Origin of the sequence: Blastomonas natatoria (assembly GCF_003201955.1) — a bacterium.
Lineage (GTDB): Bacteria > Pseudomonadota > Alphaproteobacteria > Sphingomonadales > Sphingomonadaceae > Blastomonas > Blastomonas natatoria.
In genome coordinates this window covers 1-2,301 of sequence record NZ_QJJM01000046.1, presented here as the reverse complement: position 1 = coordinate 2,301, position 2,301 = coordinate 1, and the positions used below count along the sequence as shown (strand labels likewise).

General features: G+C 62.8%; 3 protein-coding genes. All 3 read right to left on the bottom strand.

Annotated features, from left to right (window positions below; genetic code table 11):
* Positions 1-25: 25 nt before the first annotated feature.
* Positions 26-1,642, bottom strand: a complete 1,617-nt coding sequence (gene tnpC, locus C7451_RS19650; protein ID WP_066653661.1) for an IS66 family transposase — start codon at positions 1,640-1,642, stop codon at positions 26-28.
* A gap of 60 nt (positions 1,643-1,702) precedes the next feature.
* The gene (gene tnpB / locus C7451_RS19645; RefSeq protein WP_110300481.1) at positions 1,703-2,050 is read right to left on the bottom strand and encodes an IS66 family insertion sequence element accessory protein TnpB; all 348 of its coding nucleotides are present in this window, start codon (positions 2,048-2,050) and stop codon (positions 1,703-1,705) included.
* Positions 2,047-2,301 (bottom strand): transposase (locus C7451_RS19640; protein WP_110300480.1); only part of this gene is annotated, 255 nt, incomplete at its 5' end. The genes C7451_RS19640 and tnpB, both read right to left, overlap by 4 nt.

Below are 2,301 nucleotides of genomic sequence, written 5' to 3'. Positions count from 1 at the left end.
GTAAGCCTGCGGTGAGTACCGCGGTTCAGGCAGCCTGACGCTGGATTTGAGCGGGTCGCCAGTTCCAGGGGAGCAGGTCGGCGAGCTGGCTTTGCGGGATTTCGGCGATGCGACCAAGCACATCAGCCAGCCAAGCTTGAGGATCGACATCGTTGAGCTTTGCGGTGGCGATCAGGCTGAGCATGAACGCGGTGCGCTGACCGCCACGATCAGAGCCGGCAAACAGCCATGACTTTCTGCCCAGGGCGATACCTCTGAGCGCCCGTTCTGCTGCATTGTTCGACAAGCAGATGCGGCCATCGTCGAGGAAGGCGGTAAAGGCAGGCCATGCCTTGAGCATGTAGTCGATGGGCTCGGCGACGGGGCTGCTCTTTGAGAGCTTCGACCGGTTGTCGCGGAGCCATGCTTCAAGATCGGCGACCGGTTTAGCGCTGTGTTCCTGCCGGGCGGCGAGCCGCTCGTCGGCCGATCGGCCATTGATCGCGCGCTCGATATCAAAGATCGCATCGATCCTGTGGACCGCCTCGACGGCGATCGGCGAGATGACGGGCGCCTTCTTGCGGCGCTTCTTGAGCTGCGTGTCGAGATCCGCGAGCTCGAAGAAATAGCGACGCGCATGGCTCCAGCACAGCGCGCGTGTCAGCGGTGCCGGAATCCGATCGGCGCGAAATAGCGCGTTGTATCCGGCATAGGCGTCAGCCTGAAGAATACCTGTCCAGCTGCGCAGATGGCTGACGGGATGTTCGCCGCGCCTGTCGCGGGAATAATGGAAGATCGCCGCAGGTGGAGCTGGACCGCCAAAAGGCTGATCGTCACGGACATAAGTCCAGATCCGGCCTGTATCGGTCTTCGTCTTCGCCAGGACCGGGACTGTCGTGTCATCGCCATGCAGTCGCTCGGCGGCCAGGACATGCGCTTCGATGAGGCGGTAGAGCGGCATCAGCGCCGCGGTGCAGGCTCCAACCTGATCGGCCAGGGTGGAAAGGCTGAGCTCGACACCTTCGCGGGCATAGCGATCGCGCTGGCGGTTGAGTGGTTGGTGCGCTCCGAACTTCTCGAACAACAGCATCGCCAGGAAGCTGGGGCCGAACAGTCCGCGGGGCGTGACATGGAAAGGTGCCGGGGGCTGGGTGATCTTCTCGCAATCCCGGCAAGAGAACTTCTCCCTGACGGTCTGGACCACCTTCCACTGGCGGGGGATGACCTCGAGCGTCTCGGTGATATCCTCACCCAGCTTGCACAGACGATCGGAACCACAGCACGGGCAGGCCTCTGGCGCGGAGATGACGACGCGTTCGCGAGGCAGATGATCGGGCAATGGCTTGCGTGCGGGCCGCTTGCGTTCGAACGGTGCGACGTTGGTTGAGGCGGCAGCCAGGGCTGCAAAGACCTCGTCCTCGCTGGCTGCGGCCTCGCACTCCTCGAAAGCCAGCTCCATCTGGTCGATCAGCTGGCGGGAGCGTTCCGAGCGTTGTCCATAAAGGGCCCGGCGCATCTTCTCGTTCTGCAGCTCGAGAAGGGCATTGCGAGCTTCCAGATCGGCGTTGATCGCCTTGATGCGGGCCACTTCTGCGGCGACTTCGCGGGCGGCGGCAAGCTGCTCGCGAAGGCTCTGGATCTCTGCAAGGCTTGCATCCACCATGGCCAAAACCATAGCATAAAACCCCCGGAATCCCTAGCTTTTTAGGCCATCGACAGCCACTTATCCGGCGATTGTAGGGCGCCATGTTGCCTGCGGATTACGCCAGTCGATGCCCTCGAGCATGCAGGCAAGTTGCGATGCGGAAATGGCAACAACCCCGTGAGTTGCCGATGGCCAGATGAACCGGCCTCGCTCAAGTCGCTTGGCATATAGCGACATGCCGACGCCATCGTGCCAGATCACCTTGCACAGGTCGCCGCGCCGTCCGCGGAATATATACAGATCGCCGACAAACGGGTCGCGACCGAAGCTCTGCTGAACCTGCAGGGCAAGGCTGCGCATGCCGCGCCGCATATCGGTATGTCCTGTCGCAATCCAGATCCGGACACCGGAAGGAACTGGGATCACGGCTTCACCGATCGCAGGACCGCCGCAGCCAGACCTGGAGATGCGCCTGCCGGGATCCGCACGATCGCACGCTCAAACTCCACGATGATCGCAGTCCCCGCAACAGCAACAGGCGCAGGATCAGGATCGGGCTGCACCTGGACCTGCGCAAAGCCGTGGCCTGCCTGCTCGAGCTGCCGCCGCCAGCGATAGATCTGACCAGGTCGAACATCGGCCAGACGGGAAATCTCCGCAACGTTCGCCCCGGGCGC